Raw genomic sequence first — 16,518 nt, 5'->3', positions numbered from 1 at the left:
TACGGCCTCACTTGCACTATCGATCCGAGGCCGTTCCCCCCCTGTTTCCTCCCAGGAAAGTGGCGGGTCGGTGCGGTCTATACCCTTGCCGGCCCGCCTAAAAACAGAAGGAACTTCCAATGGCAAAGACAATGAAAGCGGCCGTGGTCCGCGAATTCGGTAAACCACTGACAATTGACGAAGTCCCGATTCCCCAGCCGGGAGATGGCCAGATTCAGGTGGCAATTCAGGCGTCTGGCGTCTGTCATACTGATCTTCATGCCGCTGAGGGCGATTGGCCCGTAAAGCCGAACCCTCCATTTATCCCCGGTCACGAAGGCGTTGGTTTTGTCTCGGCTGTCGGTAAAGGCGTCAAGCATGTCAAGGAAGGTGACCGCGTCGGCATTCCTTGGCTCTATACGGCCTGCGGCCATTGCGTGCATTGCCTGGGTGGCTGGGAAACGCTTTGCGAAGAGCAGCAGAATACCGGCTATTCCGTCAATGGCGGCTTTGCTGATTATGTCGTTGCTGATCCCAATTTCGTTGGACACCTGCCCAAGAACATCGAGTTCAACGAGATCGCGCCTATCCTTTGCGCAGGCGTAACAGTCTATAAAGGCCTCAAGGTCACGGACACCAAGCCCGGTGATTGGGTGGTGATTTCCGGCATTGGCGGTCTTGGCCATATGGCGGTGCAATATGCCAAAGCGATGGGGCTGAATGTTGCTGCCGTCGATATCGACGACAAGAAGCTGGATCTCGCCCGCAGGCTTGGTGCGACTGTGACGGTCAATGCCAAGACGCACAATGATCCGGCAGCCTATATCAAGAAAGAAACCGATGGCGGCGCACAGGGCGTGCTTGTCACAGCCGTTTCGCCGAAGGCTTTTGAACAGGCAATCGGCATGGCTGCGCGTGGCGGCACAATTGCGCTCAACGGGCTGCCAGCTGGTGAATTCCCACTGTCGATTTTCAACATGGTGTTGAACGGTGTTACCGTGCGCGGCTCTATCGTCGGCACGCGCCTTGATCTGCAGGAATCGCTTGATTTTGCCGCCGATGGCAAGGTTAAGGCGACCATTCGCACCGACAAGATCGACAATATTAATGCGATTTTTGATGAAATGCGCGCGGGCCAGATTGAAGGCCGCGTTGTAATGGACCTGACGCAGTAATCAGGGCATATTTGTAAATAAAGCCGCCGTAGTAATGCGGCGGCTTTCTTCATGGGAGGAGGAAGCATGGCGCAAGTTGCACAAAATCAGCAGGTTACTGCGACCGACGCAGCGCTCGAGCTGATAAATGAATTGCAGGCAGAATACGGGCCGATCATGTTTCATCAGTCGGGCGGTTGCTGTGATGGCTCCTCGCCGATGTGCTATCCGCAAGGCGATTTATTGTTGTCTGATGCAGATGTGAAGCTTGGCGAGATCGGTGGTGCACCATTTTACATCAGCGGCTCGCAATACGAAGCCTGGAAGCATACCGAACTCATCATTGATGTCGTGCCGGGGCGAGGTGGTATGTTCTCGCTCGACAATGGCCGTGAAAAGCGTTTTCTCACCCGCTCCAAGATATGCACGATTTGAAACATGTCTCCCAAAAGTGGGCAACGGTTTTGGGGATAAAGACATGCGTAAAAACAATAGTTAAAGCGCATCGCGCTTTAGCGCTTTGCGTTGATAGGCAAAGCAGCTACTTAAACTATTGGGAATACCGGGGAGAGAGTACATATCGGCCATGGCCGCATCCAATAAAAGAGCGACAATCCATGATGTGGCGCGTCTCGCTGGCGTGTCTATCAAGACAGTATCAAGGGTTTACAATGATGAACCCAATGTGCGCGACACGATCCGTGAGCGTGTGAGAGAAGCGGGTGCCGAGCTGCGCTATCGCCCGAATGCGGCAGCGCGCAATCTGGTTGAAAGACGCTCGCATCTCATTGGGCTTTTCTTTGAAAATCCAAGCCACAGTTATGTCACAGAATTGCAAAACGGCGCGCTGGATCGTCTGCGTGGCACCCGCTACCGGCTGCTGATATTTCCGGTCGAAAATCGTGCCGATATTCGCGGTTCGTTGATTGAAACGGCGCATGCTTCCGGGCTTGATGGCATAATCGTCACGCCACCCATGTCTGATGATCCAGAGATTTTGCAGGAATTGATTGCTTCCGCCATGCCATTTTCACGTGTGGCGGGTGATTTTAATGTGCACCCGACTGACAGCGTGGCAATCGATGACGCCGCCGCCACCTTTGACCTGATGGATTATCTTCTCAAGCAAGGCCATACGAGGATTGCTATCATTATTGGTGATCTGACGCATCGTTCTGCGCAGTTGCGCCTTGAGGGCTATCGCCGGATGCTTGATGAGGCAGGCATCGAGCACAATCCCGATTATGAAGTTGGCGGTGGGTTCAGTTTTGACAGCGGGTTGACGGCAGGCAGAAAACTGATGGAGCTGCAAAAAAGGCCAACGGCTATTTTCGCTTCCAATGATGATATGGCGGCAGCCGTTCTGCAGATTGCCTATGATTATAAGCTGGACGTGCCCGGTGATCTGACCATTGTGGGCTTCGATGACAGCGCTATCGCAAGCATGGTTTCGCCACAGATTACCACCATTCGTCAGCCCATACGCGAGATGACCCGTGATGCCGTGGATATGCTTTTACAGCAGATCGAAAGCGGCGACGCATCGCCATCGCGGCATGTCGAATATAAGCTGATCATCCGTCAGTCTTCCGGCAAAGCGGCGGAGTAAAGCATGTCTCCCAAAAGTGGGAACCGGTTTTTGGGTCGAGACATGCGGAAAAACAAAAGATTAAAGCGGGGCCGGTAATCCCGGCCCCTTTCGTTTTTAAGATGGAAGAACATCTTCCAGTCCCTTGGTCAGTTCCAGGGCTTGTCGTTCAAACATGCGGCGATAAATGCCACCCGGCTTACGGATAAGTGCATCGTGATCGCCTTCTTCGAGGATCTCGCCTTTGTCGAAGACCAGCAACCGATCAAGCGCACGAACCGTCGAAAGCCGGTGTGCAATGACAAGCGTCGTACGACCGATCATCAGCCGCTCCATGGCCTGCTGGATCAGCAACTCCGATTCTGAGTCAAGGCTCGACGTTGCCTCATCCAGAATAAGGATCGGTGCATCTGCCAGAAACGCACGGGCAATTGCCACACGCTGACGTTCGCCACCAGAAAGCTTCACGCCACGCTCGCCAACAAGCGTCGCATAGCCCTTTGGTAGACGCATGATGAAATCATGCGCACTGGCAAGCATTGCTGCGTGCTCGATCTCGGCCTGTGTTGCGCCGGGACGGGCATAAGCAATGTTTTCGGCCAGCGTCCGGTGAAACAGAATTGGCTCCTGTTGCACGATGGCAATCTGTGAACGCAGCGAAGCCTGTGTGACTTCTCCAATGTTCTGACCATCAATCTTAATGGCACCGCCACTGACATCGTAAAGACGCTGGATGAGCTTGACGAATGTCGTCTTGCCCGAACCCGAATGACCGACCAGACCCACACGCTCACCAGCATCGATCTTGACCGAGAAGTCGCGATAAAGCGCTGCTGCGTGGTTGCCGTAATGGAAGGTGACGTTATCGAATGTGATCTCGCCATTTCCAATCTTGATTGCAGACGCACCCGGCCTGTCGGCAATGCCATAAGGCTCGGCTTCAATCTGAACCAGTTCTTCCATGTCATTGACCGAACGCTGCAGGTTGCGGATATGCATACCAACGTCGCGCAGATAGCCCTGCAACATGAAGAAAGCGGTCAGAACGAAGGTGATGTCACCCGCCGTTGCTTTACCCTGACTCCACAGGTAAAGCGCAAAGGCAATGACCACACCGCGCATAATCAGCAGATTTGCGCCCTGAATGAAGCCGTTCAGTGTGCCAATCAGCCAGGTGCGGCGTGTCCGGCCGCGCCACTTGGTGACAACCTTTGCAAGACGCGCATCTTCACGACCTTCAGCACCGAAAGCCTTAACGACTGCATTGCACGAAATGGCATCGGCCAAAGCGCCGCCCATGCGTGTGTCCCAGCTGTTAGCGAGCGTTGCTGCAGGTGCAACAAAGCCCAGCGAAATCACGATCGTGCACACGATGAAAAGCACCGAGCCGATAGCAACCAGCAAGCCCATCATCGGCCAGTACCACGAAAGCAAAGCAACCGAACCGAGCAACATCAGTATTGACGGCAGCAGTGCGACGATCAGCGTGTCGTTGAGCAGGTCAAGCGCCCACATGGCGCGCGAAACCTTGCGCACCGTTGATCCCGCAAAAGCATTGGCGTGCCAATCGGTTGAAAACCGTTGCAGCCTGCGGAACGAGCTTGCTGCCATGTCACTCATGATCTTCAGTGTGAAGTCTGTAATGACATAGAAGGTCAGCTGACGTGTTATGAGCGCTACTGCGCCCAGCACAAGCAGGACGATCAGGGCCTCGATTGCGGCGTTCCATGCATTGTCGCCGCTAAGCGAAAGCGCATCGACCAGTCGCCCTGAATAGAGCGGAGTCAAAACATCTGCGGCTGTTGCAAGCAGCATGCCGATAATCATCAGCGACAGCCGCACGGGCTGACTTCGCCAGTGGCTGAAAGTGTAGCCAAGGACATTGCGGAACGCAGGTCCCCGGAAATCTATACGAAACCGAGTCATATGAATAATACCAGCCCGCAAAACGGCGGATTCTGGTTCCTTTAAAAGCATTTCCAGCAAAAGTGCGAAGCGGTTTTGCGTCGGACAAAGCGTGAAACGAAGATAAAACAAGCAGCCGGAAGGGCTGCGGCAAATTGGGAAGTTTTTAGGAATGTGCCCTTTTAGGGAGGGCGGTCAGGCCTTAGCCTGCAGCACGGGCCAAAGACTTAAAGCTTGGAAGCGCCCGCGTTAACACCGGGCACCGACGGAAATGGATAGACACGCATCTCATACCTCTTGCCAGTGTTTCAGATGTCTGCACAATAAATGAGCAAATGTTTTTGCCAAGTGGCAAAATGCGGAATTTTGCTTTCAACCTATTGAGTGTGGCAAAAATGTCAGACCAGAATGTCTCCCAAAAGTTGGAACGGTTTTGAGGCTAAGACATGCGTAGAGCAAAGACTTACAGCGGTTCCAGTTAATATTGAATCATTGAAGCTGCTGTAACTATTTGTTTTTACGCATTTCCAAACGCAAAAGCGGGAACCGCTTTTGCGTTTGGAAATGCTTTAAAGCACATCGCGCTTTATACCTTTCGTGGCCAAGCCGCGAGCTTGCGCGAGAAATGCGAAATGGTTGCATGCAGCAGCATTGTGAAGGCTGCCAGCACAAACAGGCTGGCGAACATGAGATCGACCTTGGCGCGCCCATTGGCAAGTAACATAAGATAGCCAAGACCTTTCGATGCGCCGACCCATTCGCCCACAACCGCACCGATTGGCGCATAGACTGCCGCCAAGCTCAAGCCTGAAGCAAGCGAAGGGAAGGCCGCGGGTATGCGAACGCGAAACAGAATATGCATCCGTTTGGCGCCGAGATTTTCCGCCGCGTTGATAAGGGTTTGATCGGTGCGCTGCATTCCATCCAAAAAGGTGGAAACGACCGGGAAAAAGATCATTAGAATGGTGACGGCAATTTTGGATGCCGGGCCGTATCCGAGCCAGAGGGTGAGGATCGGGGCAAGTGCAAATATAGGGATGGCCTGACTGAACACCATCACGGGCATGACAAGCCGTTGAGCAAGCGGCGACATCATCAGGCCAATTGCGGTCAGCACACCAATGGCACAGCCAAGAAAAAGCCCACCCAGTACTTCGCCAAATGTCACGATGGCATTATCCGCGATCAGCTGCGCATTGGTGAGGAGGGAGAGAACCACATCAAGTGGACCGGGCAAAATGAAGCGTGGCATTTGCCAGATGCTCACCACTGCCTGCCACAATCCGAGCACTGCAAACGCCGACAGAAACCCGTCGGCGATGCGTTTTTTACGGGAGCGAGAAACCACGCTCGTCACTTTGCTTTTAGCCCCATGCTCCAGAAATTCGCTTCAAGCCTGCTGGCGATTGCAAAAATCTGGCAGAGCTTTGGCCAGCGCGGACTGTTCTCGAAATCGGTGCCAATGCGATCTTTGGCGGCCTGATCAAAAAGCTTGCCGACCGTATGGCACATGTCCTGATAGTCAGCCCCGGCATAGGTGTCGATCCACTCCTGATAAGGTGTGCCAGCCTTTGCCGTTGCGGCAAGGTTGATCCCGATTTCACCATAACCATGTGCGCAAGGCACAAGGGCGGTCAGCAGGTCGAGAAAATCGCCCTGATAGCCGCAATCCAGCACATAGCGCGTATAGGCCAGATTTTCCGGCTCTTCGCGGGTGTTGTAAAGATCGTCTTCGCTGATGCCTTCGCGCGCGCAGATGCCGACATGCAGCGGCAGTTCCGTAACCGCCAGCCCGTGCATGATTTCCGCGCAAAGCCGCGTTTCCTGCAAGCTGCCTGCCTTCACGACACCAAGCGCAAAGGCACGGGCATAATGATGCAGATAGACATAATCCTGTCTGAGATAGTGCAGGAAAGCTGACTTGGGCAACGTGCCGTCGCCAAGCCCGCGTACAAATTCATGATCAATATAAGGCTTCCAGTCCTCAAGGGTTGCTGCCCGCAGACGGGTGAATAATTCTGACGAATAATGCGGCTGTGGCACGCTCATCATTTGCTCCCTTCAGCATTGATGTCGATGGCAAATTTCTCGACAGGCAGGATCGAAGACACGAGGCCGTTTTCCTTGAGGTAGGTTTCGTAGCGGCTCCAGCGTCCATAATCGAGGCTGGCAGGGGAGCGTGAGAAACGGGCGACGGTATCTTTCCAGGCGCGCTGGTTCAGCTCGTCTTTAAGTTCAGAACTGTAGGACGCAAACACCTCATAGCTCTGCTCCGGGTGATTGACGATGTATTGCGCTGCCTTTTCCGTGGCAGAGAGAAAGCGCGAAATCTTGTCTTTTTCGGCGGCATCAAGCTTGTTGGAGTTGGCGACATAAACCAGCTCGTCATAGACTGGCACACCTTCTTCCTCGACGAAGAAACACTTGCCCGCAACACCTTCAACCGCCATCTGGTTGAGTTCGACATTGCGATAAGCGCCCATCACCGCATCAACCTGCTTCGACATGAGCGATGGTGCGAGCGAGAAGTTCACATTGATGAGTTCAACATCTGAAAGCTGAATGTCGTGTTTTTTGAGAATTGTGCCGAGCACTGTCTCTTCAACACCCGCAACCGAGAAACCTATCTTCTTGCCCTTGAGATCGGCGATTGAATTGACCGAACCGTCATCGCGCACCATCAGGCAGTTGAGCGGGGAATCCACCAACGTGCCGACACGGATCAGCGGAATATCGGCATGCACATCGAGATGCACCTGCTGCTGATAGGAAATTGCGAGATCAGCCTGCCCGGCCGCAACCATTTTGGGTGGCACGGAAGCGTCCGCTGGTGCCACGATGTCTACATCAAGTCCTGCATCCTTGAAGTAACCGAGCTTGTCAGCCACGATGATAGGTCCATGGTCAGGGTTCACATACCAGTCCAGAATGAGCTTGAATTTATCGTTGGCGTGTGCCGGCTGAGGTGACATCAGGGCAAGCGAAGCCGTGGCGCTGAAAAGCGCAGCAAAAATCAGTTTTTTCAATGTTTCCTCCAGAAACTAAATTACGTAAGCACGGGTAATTTCGATCCATTGCCGCACGCGGGCTTCCGGATCGGGATTGAGGGTGATGTCGGTGACGACTGAAACAATGTCGGCGCCCGCCTTAAAGACGCCGGGCGCGCGGTCGACATTCATGCCGCCAATGCCAACGAGTGGAATGTTACCGAGGGCTGTCTTCCATTCCCGCACGCGGTCCAGTCCCTGTTCGTGCCATTTCATCTTCTTGAGAATGGTCGGATAGACAGGACCGAGCGCGATATAGGCAGGCTCAAGCGCCATTGCGCGATCGAGTTCTGCTTCATCATGGCTGGAAATACCGAGCTTTACGCCGCCCGCACGGATTGCATCGAGATCGGCGTCATCGAGATCTTCCTGACCAAGATGTATGAAATCGCAGCCTTCCTCTATCGCCAGCTTCCAGTAGTCGTTGACGATGAGCTGGCAGTCATGTGCTTTGCAAATGTCACGTGCTGCACGGATTTCTGTGCGCAGTTCTGCATCATCCTTATTCTTGATACGCAACTGCACCAGCTTGATGCCAAGTGGCACCATGCGTTTGATCCAGTCTGCACTGTCAAAGATCGGGTAGAACGGATCGAGGGCCATTACAAAAATGCCTTTCCGATAAGGGGAGTGGAGGGGGCGGCCATATCGCGCGCGTCGATCGGATCGGCTTCATAGGCGAGGCGTCCGGCTTCAACGGCAAGTGCGAAAGCGCGGGCCATTGCGATGGGGTCGCCAGCCTTGGCGACGGCGGTGTTGATCAGCACCGCATCATAACCAAGCTCCATTGCGTGCGCTGCATGTGAAGGCACGCCGATGCCCGCATCCACCACCAGCGGAACATCGGGAAAATGCGCGCGCATGGTTCTGAGCGCATAAGGATTGTTCAACCCGCGCCCCGAACCGATGGGTGCGCCCCATGGCATGAGCACCTTGCAACCAGCTTCGAGCAGCTTTTCGGCCACCACCAGATCGTCATTCATGTAGGGAAAAACATCAAAGCCGTCATCGCAAAGGATGCGTGCTGCTTCCACCAGCCCGAAAGGGTCAGGCTGCAGCGTGTCATGATCGCCGATGACTTCGAGTTTGATCCAATTGGTGCCGAAGACTTCACGTGCCATCCTGGCCGTAGTGACCGCTTCGCGTGGCGTGTGACAGCCAGCCGTGTTGGGCAGGACAGACACGCCCATCTGCTTGATAAGTTTCCAGAAATCCTGACCTGCACGCATGTCACCGCTTTCGCGCCTGAGCGAAACAGTCACGATTTCCGTCTTTGATGAACGGACGCTGTCCGCTAGAATGGCCGGTGATGGGTAAAGTGCTGTGCCAAGCAACAGACGGCTTTCAAACGTTTTTCCATAAAACTCCAGCAACTTAACCTCCTTGCATCGGAGCGAGAACTTCGATGCGGTCGCCAGTAGAAATTGTAGTCGTTTCGCGCTCGTCACCCGCGATGAACTCACCATTGAGTGCCGTTGCCACCACAGCCTCGTCGAGTTCGATTTCTGTCAGCAAAGCTGCAAGAGTGGCCGCAGTCGTCTCTACGACCTCGCCATTGAGAACGATGGTCATGAAAGTTCCTCCAAAAGTTCAGGTCTTTCTTCCGGCTGCGTTGCTGCTGCAACGGCCATACGTGCGACCGCCGGTGACAGCAGAAAGCCGTGCCGGTACAACCCGTTGACATAAATGGTTTTGCCGCGCCTGCTTACACGCGGCAGGTTATCGGGGAAGGCCGGGCGGGCATCGACGCCGGTTTCGAGAATTTCCGCCTCGCCGAACGCAGGGTGCAAAGCATAAGCCGCGCTCAACATTTCCAGCGTCGAGCGCACGCTGATCCCACTGCGCTCATCGCTTTCGATCATGGTCGCGCCGATCATATGAACACCATCGCCACGCGGTACGATGTAAAGCGGGATGCGTGGATGCAGGAGGCGCACAGGACGGGTGAGGTTGATATCGCGTGAGCGGACCACCAGCATTTCGCCCTTCACACCACGAAGTTCGGTCAGCACGTCGCGGGCGGCAAGGCCACGCGCATCGACTACGATATCCGCGTCGAGAGATGCCTCTTGTGCATCCATTCCAAGATGAAAGACCACGCCTTTTTTCTGCAGTCGGTCTGCCAGTTCGATCAGCGTCTTGCGTGGGTCAAGGTGTCCTTCCTGCGCGAAGAACAATCCCTGTCGGAAACGGCCTGCAAGATCGGGTTCCAGAGCATCGATGCGTGCTTGATCAATGATATCGAAAGCATCCGTTCGACGGGCAAAGCGGCGCAATTCGGTGGTATCCCGCAGATGCGAAAGCACGAGTGTTCCCTCGCGTTTGACGCCAGATACCTGGCGTTCCCACCAGCCAATGGCCTCCTGTCCGAGACGAACGACCGGCTCTTCAGCGCTTTCGCCTTCGCACCATGGTGCAAGCATTCCGCCAGCAAGCCACGAGCAACAATCACTGCCGATTTTCGGACTGCGTGCAATGATGGTAACTGCATGGCCTTGATCGGTAAATTCGGCGGCAGTGGCAAGGCCCGCCACGCCTGCGCCGATGATCGTAACCCGCATCATACCTGCTCCCTGATATCTGTATTCCAGAGGGCATGAAAGTGATGCACAGGGCCATGTCCGTGACCAACCTTAAGCTTGTCTGCGTTCCGGATCGCGGCTTGCAGATAGGTGTGCGCCTCTCGAAGAGCGTGTTCAAGCGAGAGGCCTTTGCCAAGTCCTGCTGCAATCGCGGAGGACAACGTGCAGCCCGTTCCATGCGTGTTGGCGGTGTAAATGCGGGGTGCTTCAAGCCGAATTGTCGGCTGGTCACTGCGGATCAAAAGATCGGTGCAAATTGCCCCTTCCGCATGTCCGCCTTTCATCAAGACAGCCTTTGCACCAAGCTTGAGCAAGGCGCGACCTTGTTCCTCTGCCTCGTCGTCAGTCACTGCCGTTGGTGCGTCGAGAAGGCAGGCAGCTTCGGGCCTGTTGGGGGTCAAAAGGGCGGCAAGGGGGATCAGCTTTTCGCGCAGGATCGAAATAGCGTCTTCACTCAATAAACGATCACCTGATTTGGCGATCATCACCGGATCGAGCACGATAGGGCCGGAAAAATGCTCAAGGCCAAACGCGATTGCCTGAATAGTCTTAGGCACCGACACCATGCCGATTTTGACTGCGGCGACATTGAGATCGCTGAAAACCGCCTCGATCTGGCCAGCGACAATTTCCGGCGGCACATCATGCACCGCTGTTACAGCGCGGGTATTCTGCACTGTGATGGCGGCAATGACGCTTGCACCATAGACACCAAGTGCCGAGAAGGTTTTGAGATCAGCCTGAATGCCCGCGCCCCCACTGCTGTCAGAGCCAGCAATAGTTACGCATATGGGCACGGGCGCCGCACTGCTGCTTGATGTGGTTCGGGAGAAACTGTTTTTTTGGTCCATCATGTCGTCTCTCATTCCGAACGGAAAAATGAGACGTCATGAACCTGTTTGGAGCCTGAACTCCGATGAGGGAACTCCCTCGGCCGCGACGCGTCAAACTCCGTTCCCTACGCAGGTATTACCCGGATCAGGTTCAATGGGTTAACGCGATCAGCGTCTCTCAGCCTTTTGTGTCGCAATATCGGGCAGAAAAGCGCTAAGCACTTTTCTTGATATTGCTTCGAAGGCACCCCAACGAATTTTGTGCTTTAAGGCATAGGCCGGAACAGCAGGCCGGTCAAGAGACAGAGCAAAGCTCTCTGAATATCAAAATCAAAGGTGCTAATTTAGCGATTCCGATAATTTATATATAATTTGTTAAAATTATACGCAGTAAGCTATCCACGGGATTGTTTCGTCCTGCTACAGACAGTTTGGTCTGATTCTCCAGACACGAGAACAGAGAACATCCAGTCAGGATATGTCTGATGAGGGGACAATGATGAGGAAGCGGGAAGCCGGTCAGGCTCGCTCGGATGGTGCCATGGTGCGTACCTCCGAAGAAGATTTCCGCATTCTTTTTACAACCCATCCGACACCAATGTGGGTCTATGATCCTGACACGCTGCACTTCATTGTCATGAATGAAGCAGCCCATGGGCTCTATGGTTATTCCGTTGACGAAATACCCGGCATGACAGTGCTGGACATCCGCCCACAGACCGAACGCGACAGAATGTTTGCTGCCGTGCGCGACCGGAGCGATCTCGAACGTCCTGAGCGCTGGCAGCACCTGAACGCCAACGGTCAGACCATCGATGTTCTGACTTATGGGCGTCAGGTTATCTTTGACGGTAAGCAAGCCATTCTTGCAATTGTGCAGGATATTACCGAGCTGGAAGAGGCCAACCGGCAGGCAAATCATGCCCAGTCGCTTCTCGACAGTCTCGTCAATAACCTGCCGCTTGGCGTGTTCGTTAAGGACATGAAGGATCGGGGGCGTTACCTCCTCTACAATCAGGCAGCGTCCAGCATCAGCGGGCACGATATTGATCGGGTTATTGGTTCGATTGATGCAGAAATCTTTCCTGCTGAGGAAGCAAAGCTTCTGACCCAGCAGGACCGTCTGGCTATGCGCCGCGGCAGTGTTTTGACAGTCGAACGCGATATCCGTTGCGCCGATGGCAAGCCGCGCCGCATGCGTATTATCAAACGCTCGATCCCTCCTATTGAGGGTGATCAGCCGCGTTATCTCATTGGTATGATAGAAGATACGACGGAGCGGCGACAGATTGAGGAACGCATGGCTCATGTCGCCATGTATGACAGTCTGACGGATTTACCAAACCGTGCCTATTTCTCGCAGCACATTACCGGGGTGTTGAAACAGAGAGAGTGCGCGCCTGCATTCGCGCTGTTTTATCTCGACATTGATCATTTCAAGAACATCAATGACAGCAGAGGTCATCAGATTGGTGATCTGCTTCTCCAGCAAGTCGCAGTTCGTCTTAAGAACATCATCAGTGATCAGTTCATCGCGCGGCTTGGTGGCGATGAATTCGCCATCATTTATCACTGCAATACGGTTGAACAGATCGCCATGTTCGCAGATCGCCTCCTTTCGGCATTCCAGGAGCCGTTCGATCTTGGTGACATCTCCGAATTTGTGACCTGTAGCATCGGCATTGCACAGGCTCCTATGCACGGTGACGATCCTGATGTGCTGATGCGAAATGTCGACCTTGCGCTTTATGCGGCCAAGGCGGATGGAAGGCGGACTTTCTGCTTTTATCAGCATTCCCTGCGCCTTGCCGTTGAGAAACGCCATGCCATGACGACCGACCTGCGTCTGGCTTTGACTGCACAGCAGTTTGAGTTGCATTATCAGCCGATCTTCAATTTGGAATCCGGGCGCATATCCGGCTTTGAAGCCTTGCTGCGTTGGTATCATCCCGTATTGGGGCTGGTGTCTCCGGTCGAATTTATTCCGATTGCCGAAGAAGCAGGACTGATCGGGCCGATTGGTGATTGGGTTCTTTGTGAGGCATGTCAGGAGGCAGCTTCATGGCCCGAGGACATCAAGGTCTCGGTCAATCTTTCTCCAGTCCAGTTCAATCAGTGCACGTTGCTTGATTCTGTGAAGGATGCATTACATGCAGCCCGGCTTTCGCCGGATCGTCTTGAGTTGGAAATTACGGAATCCGTCTTTCTGCAAAACAGCAAGCACAATACGGAGTTGCTGTTCGAGTTGCGCCGATTGGGCGTCCGCATTGCCATGGATGATTTTGGCACCGGTTATTCATCGCTGAGTTATCTGCGCTCTTTTCCTTTCGACAAGATCAAGGTCGACCGAAGCTTCGTTTCCGGTATTGAAATAGACACCCGCGATCTGGCGATTATTCAGGCTGTTGCGACGCTTGGAGCAGGATTCAAGATTGTTACGACCGCCGAAGGTGTGGAGACAACGCAACAGCTCGAATGTCTGCGTAAACAGAATTTCGGTGAGGTGCAGGGCTTCCTCATGGGGCGCCCGATGCCTGCAGCTGACGTGCCGGAATTCATTCAGACCCGCTGCGGATCGATCCTCGCGACGATGCAGCCGCAGAACGAAATGGCAGTCTGAAAATCATTCCATATTAAGGCTTGACCTTCCAACGGTGGGAAGGGTTAATTATTGTGCAACTCGTAATATCGCTCCTCAAAACAGGGGCTGAAAGGGATTGCCATGAACAAGCCAGTCAAACCGGAAGCCACAAGTTTTGCCATTCCCGTTGAGGGCATGAGTTGCGCTTCCTGTGTTTCGTCCATTGAAAAAGCCGTGGCGAAGGTGCCGGGCGTTGACAAGGTGCTGGTCAATCTTGCAACTGAACGCGCTGACGTGACCTTTAAAGCAGCTCCCGATATGCCTGCGGTCATCGATGCCATTCGCAAGGCTGGCTATGACGTGCCATCCGGTAGCACTGATCTCGCTATTGAAGGCATGACCTGCGCGTCCTGCGTCAGCAAGGTCGAAAAGGCATTGAACGCCGTTCCGGGCGTAACGCGCGCCAGTGTCAATCTTGCGACAGAGCGTGCACATGTAGAGCTTGCGGGTCAGGTGCCGCTCAGTGACCTTATCAAGGCAGTCGAGACTGCAGGTTACGAAGCCCGTTCGCTTGATGAAGCGCGCAGCGACGCGACGCAGGAAACGCAGTCTGACAAGCGCGATGCAGAAGCTGCAGAACTGAAGAAGAGCGTTATCCTTGCCGCAGTTCTGACGCTGCCGGTTTTCATTCTTGAAATGGGATCGCATATCATTCCGGCTGTGCACATGTTCGTCATGGACACGATCGGAATGCAGAACAGCTGGTATTTCCAGTTTGTGCTCACCACAATGGTACTGTTCGGCCCCGGTATGCGCTTTTTCAAGAAAGGCATTCCGGCATTGCTGCGCGGCACACCAGACATGAATTCTCTGGTGGTCGTCGGAACGACAGCCGCATGGGGCTTCTCCGTCGTTGCAACCTTCTGGTCTGATATTCTGCCCGAAGGCACAGTGAATGTTTACTTCGAGGCAGCGGCAGTCATTGTCACGCTGATCCTGATTGGTCGTTATCTGGAGGCACGTGCCAAAGGCCGCACCTCGGCCGCAATCAGCCGTCTGGTGGGTTTGCAGGCAAAATCTGCACGTGTGGTCCGTGATGGCGAAACGGTCGATGTGCCGCTCGACGATGTGCGCGTCGGCGATATCGTGCAAGTGCGTCCGGGCGAAAAGGTGCCTGTGGATGGTGAGGTGATTGAGGGTTCATCTTATGTGGATGAATCGATGATTACCGGTGAGCCGGTACCGGTTGCCAAGGAAGAGGGCGCAGAAGTCGTCGGCGGCACGATCAACAAGACCGGCGCCTTCAGCTTCCGCGCGACCAAGGTTGGCCGTGATATGGTGATCTCGCAGATCGTTCGTATGGTCGAAGATGCACAGGCCGACAAGCTGCCTATTCAGGCGAAAGTTGATAAAGTCACCGGCTGGTTTGTGCCTGCAGTGCTGGTCGCAGCGGCACTGACATTCGTGGTCTGGCTGGTCATCGGCGGCACAGGCATGATGGGCTTTGCGCTGGTTAATGCCATTGCCGTGGTTATCATTGCATGCCCATGTGCCATGGGCCTTGCAACGCCGACCTCGATCATGGTCGGAACGGGTCGTGCAGCCGAGTTTGGTGTGTTGTTCCGTCGTGGCGATGCATTGCAAACCCTGCGTGATGCATCGGTGATCGCTGTCGACAAGACCGGGACACTCACACAAGGCAAGCCTGCACTTGCACATTTTGCTGTTGTCGATGGTGTCAACAAAGATGAAGCTCTGGCGCTGGTCGCCGCTGTAGAAGCACGTTCTGAGCATCCGATTGCCGATGCCATTGTTACCGCAGCAAAGGAAAAAGGTCTGAAGCTTGCGGATGTCTCAGCCTTTGAATCTGTCCCCGGCTTTGGCCTTAAAGCCAGCGTTGCCGGTCATGAGGTTGCCATCGGTGCTGACCGTTATATGGCAAAGCTTGGCTATGACGTGGCGGTTTTTGCCGATGATGCAAGTCGCCTTGGCGATGAAGGTCAGACACCGCTTTATGCAGCAATTGATGGCAAGCTTGCAGCAATTATCACGGTTGCCGATCCGATGAAAGAAACCACGCCTGCAGCTATTGCAGCCATGCATGAGCAGGGTTTGAAAGTGGCAATGATTACGGGCGACAACCGTCGCACGGCGCAAGCCATTGCCAGGCGTCTGGGCATTGATGAAGTGGTGGCCGAAGTGTTGCCTGACGGCAAGGTCGAAGCATTGAAGCGTCTCTCAGCTGGTGGCAAGCGCATTGCCTTTGTTGGCGACGGCATCAATGATGCGCCAGCACTTGCCGCAGCCGATGTCGGAATTGCCATCGGTACCGGCACGGATATTGCGATTGAAAGTGCCGATGTGGTGCTGATGTCGGGTGATCTGCGCGGCGTGGTGAATGCAATTGCGATCTCGAAGGCAACGATCCGCAATATCAGCGAAAACCTGTTCTGGGCCTTTGCCTATAATGTGGCGCTGATCCCGGTTGCAGCCGGTATCCTTTATCCGTTCACCGGCACGTTGCTGTCGCCTGTTCTGGCTGCTGGTGCCATGGCGCTTTCAAGCATCTTTGTCCTGAGCAATGCTCTGCGACTGAGGGGCTTTAAGAGCCCAATGGCGAGTTAATAAAAACAAACATTGAATACTTGTATCGGCGGCCACATTGGTTGCCGATACATCAATAAGAACTTTTCGATACACTCCCTCTGGATTTTTTATTTTGCCGCCTATGTGGATGAGCAGGCAACGTAGTGTTGCGCGGCAAAGGATTTGCTGCGACACTCCCACCCAAATCAGGAATACCTCGAATTCGGTTTAATCCGTGCAGCTTTCATTAGAGTAACAGTCAT

The 16,518-nt window shown here is 54.1% G+C and carries 14 protein-coding genes and 1 riboswitch; of the genes, 5 read left to right on the top strand and 9 right to left on the bottom strand.

Annotated elements, in window-relative coordinates:
• Window positions 1-119: 119 nt before the first annotated feature.
• From adhP to QBD00_RS04035, 3 genes are all read left to right on the top strand, one after another.
• Entirely contained in the window at window positions 120-1,154 is a 1,035-nt protein-coding gene (gene adhP, locus QBD00_RS04045; protein WP_095445948.1) for an alcohol dehydrogenase AdhP, read from the top strand.
• A gap of 66 nt (window positions 1,155-1,220) precedes the next feature.
• Window positions 1,221-1,568 (top strand): DUF779 domain-containing protein, encoded by a 348-nt coding sequence (locus tag QBD00_RS04040; RefSeq protein ID WP_318578713.1) that lies wholly within the window; start codon window positions 1,221-1,223, stop codon window positions 1,566-1,568.
• 151 nt (window positions 1,569-1,719) lie between these two features.
• A complete protein-coding gene (locus QBD00_RS04035; protein WP_095445950.1) occupies window positions 1,720-2,742 on the top strand; it encodes a LacI family DNA-binding transcriptional regulator in 1,023 nt (340 codons plus the stop codon).
• 96 nt (window positions 2,743-2,838) lie between these two features.
• On the opposite strand, the gene QBD00_RS04030 is transcribed toward QBD00_RS04035, so the two are convergent.
• The 9 genes from QBD00_RS04030 to thiD form a co-directional block, all read right to left on the bottom strand.
• Window positions 2,839-4,647 (bottom strand): ABC transporter ATP-binding protein, encoded by a 1,809-nt coding sequence (locus QBD00_RS04030; protein ID WP_318578712.1) that lies wholly within the window; start codon window positions 4,645-4,647, stop codon window positions 2,839-2,841.
• A gap of 565 nt (window positions 4,648-5,212) precedes the next feature.
• Complete coding sequence (locus QBD00_RS04025; protein ID WP_264230566.1) at window positions 5,213-5,983, bottom strand: ABC transporter permease; 771 nt, start codon at window positions 5,981-5,983, stop codon at window positions 5,213-5,215.
• The gene (tenA, locus tag QBD00_RS04020) at window positions 5,980-6,675 is read right to left on the bottom strand and encodes a thiaminase II (protein WP_264230655.1); all 696 of its coding nucleotides are present in this window, start codon (window positions 6,673-6,675) and stop codon (window positions 5,980-5,982) included. Before tenA ends, QBD00_RS04025 begins: the two co-directional genes overlap by 4 nt.
• Window positions 6,675-7,652 carry an ABC transporter substrate-binding protein gene (locus tag QBD00_RS04015; protein ID WP_318578711.1) on the bottom strand — a complete coding sequence of 326 codons (978 nt, stop codon included), beginning with the start codon at window positions 7,650-7,652 and terminating at the stop codon, window positions 6,675-6,677. The genes tenA and QBD00_RS04015 overlap by 1 nt, the downstream gene beginning before the upstream one ends.
• Window positions 7,653-7,667: 15 nt before the next feature.
• Entirely contained in the window at window positions 7,668-8,276 is a 609-nt protein-coding gene (locus QBD00_RS04010) for a thiamine phosphate synthase (protein ID WP_264230567.1), read from the bottom strand.
• Complete coding sequence (locus QBD00_RS04005) at window positions 8,276-9,046, bottom strand: thiazole synthase (RefSeq protein ID WP_318578710.1); 771 nt, start codon at window positions 9,044-9,046, stop codon at window positions 8,276-8,278. The genes QBD00_RS04010 and QBD00_RS04005 overlap by 1 nt, the downstream gene beginning before the upstream one ends.
• Before the next feature lies 1 nt (window position 9,047).
• Complete coding sequence (gene thiS / locus QBD00_RS04000) at window positions 9,048-9,245, bottom strand: sulfur carrier protein ThiS (protein WP_095445957.1); 198 nt, start codon at window positions 9,243-9,245, stop codon at window positions 9,048-9,050.
• Window positions 9,242-10,234 carry a glycine oxidase ThiO gene (gene thiO, locus QBD00_RS03995; RefSeq protein WP_318578981.1) on the bottom strand — a complete coding sequence of 331 codons (993 nt, stop codon included), beginning with the start codon at window positions 10,232-10,234 and terminating at the stop codon, window positions 9,242-9,244. Before thiO ends, thiS begins: the two co-directional genes overlap by 4 nt.
• On the bottom strand, window positions 10,234-11,106 hold the full coding sequence (gene thiD, locus QBD00_RS03990; protein WP_318578980.1) for a bifunctional hydroxymethylpyrimidine kinase/phosphomethylpyrimidine kinase: 873 nt from the start codon (window positions 11,104-11,106) through the stop codon (window positions 10,234-10,236). Before thiD ends, thiO begins: the two co-directional genes overlap by 1 nt.
• An 87-nt stretch (window positions 11,107-11,193) precedes the next feature.
• Window positions 11,194-11,350: riboswitch (TPP riboswitch) on the bottom strand.
• A gap of 237 nt (window positions 11,351-11,587) precedes the next feature.
• Between thiD and QBD00_RS03985 the strand changes: the two genes are divergently transcribed.
• A complete protein-coding gene (locus QBD00_RS03985; protein WP_318578979.1) occupies window positions 11,588-13,708 on the top strand; it encodes a putative bifunctional diguanylate cyclase/phosphodiesterase in 2,121 nt (706 codons plus the stop codon).
• Between the two features lie 102 nt (window positions 13,709-13,810).
• Window positions 13,811-16,294, top strand: a complete 2,484-nt coding sequence (locus QBD00_RS03980; protein WP_318578709.1) for a heavy metal translocating P-type ATPase — start codon at window positions 13,811-13,813, stop codon at window positions 16,292-16,294.
• The last annotated feature ends 224 nt before the right edge of the window (window positions 16,295-16,518 follow it).

Source organism: Ochrobactrum sp. AN78, assembly GCF_029909885.1.
In the GTDB taxonomy this organism is placed as follows: domain Bacteria; phylum Pseudomonadota; class Alphaproteobacteria; order Rhizobiales; family Rhizobiaceae; genus Brucella; species Brucella quorumnocens.
This window is presented reverse-complemented; position numbering and strand designations above follow the sequence as displayed.

Excerpts from the sequence above, each read along its gene's own strand:
- adhP (WP_095445948.1), top strand. The coding sequence starts at position 120 with ATGGCAAAGACAATGAAAGCGGCCGTGGTCCGCGAATTCGGTAAACCA.
- QBD00_RS04040 (WP_318578713.1), top strand. The coding sequence starts at position 1,221 with ATGGCGCAAGTTGCACAAAATCAGCAGGTTACTGCGACCGACGCAGCG.
- QBD00_RS04035 (WP_095445950.1), top strand. The coding sequence starts at position 1,720 with ATGGCCGCATCCAATAAAAGAGCGACAATCCATGATGTGGCGCGTCTC.
- QBD00_RS04030 (WP_318578712.1), bottom strand. The coding sequence starts at position 4,647 with ATGACTCGGTTTCGTATAGATTTCCGGGGACCTGCGTTCCGCAATGTC.
- tenA (WP_264230655.1), bottom strand. The coding sequence starts at position 6,675 with ATGAGCGTGCCACAGCCGCATTATTCGTCAGAATTATTCACCCGTCTG.
- QBD00_RS04010 (WP_264230567.1), bottom strand. The coding sequence starts at position 8,276 with ATGGCCCTCGATCCGTTCTACCCGATCTTTGACAGTGCAGACTGGATC.
- thiS (WP_095445957.1), bottom strand. The coding sequence starts at position 9,245 with ATGACCATCGTTCTCAATGGCGAGGTCGTAGAGACGACTGCGGCCACT.
- thiO (WP_318578981.1), bottom strand. The coding sequence starts at position 10,234 with ATGCGGGTTACGATCATCGGCGCAGGCGTGGCGGGCCTTGCCACTGCC.
- thiD (WP_318578980.1), bottom strand. The coding sequence starts at position 11,106 with ATGGACCAAAAAAACAGTTTCTCCCGAACCACATCAAGCAGCAGTGCG.
- QBD00_RS03985 (WP_318578979.1), top strand. The coding sequence starts at position 11,588 with ATGAGGAAGCGGGAAGCCGGTCAGGCTCGCTCGGATGGTGCCATGGTG.
- QBD00_RS03980 (WP_318578709.1), top strand. The coding sequence starts at position 13,811 with ATGAACAAGCCAGTCAAACCGGAAGCCACAAGTTTTGCCATTCCCGTT.